Below are 233 nucleotides of genomic sequence, written 5' to 3' on the forward strand. Positions count from 1 at the left end.
CGCACCCTGAACGGCTTTCCCGGTGGGCTCGTCATCGTGACGGGGTCGGCCGGCAAATCCACGACCACCAAGATGCTCGTTGCCGCCCTGCGCGCCCACGGTCTGTCGGTGTTCACCAACCAGTCGACGGCGAACATCAGCCAGGGTCTCACCTCGGCGCTGCTGGAGCGGGTCAGCCTGACCGGCCGCATCGCGGGCGATATCGCCGTACTGGAAATGGATGAGGGCCATGG

1 protein-coding gene is annotated in these 233 nt (G+C 66.5%); it reads left to right on the forward strand.

Annotated features, from left to right (window positions below):
* Positions 1 to 233: Mur ligase family protein (locus tag BV453_RS01910; RefSeq protein ID WP_249520745.1), on the forward strand; the 233-nt coding region annotated here is incomplete at both ends.

This window comes from Microbacterium sp. ER1, assembly GCF_023383675.1.
GTDB lineage: Bacteria > Actinomycetota > Actinomycetes > Actinomycetales > Microbacteriaceae > Microbacterium.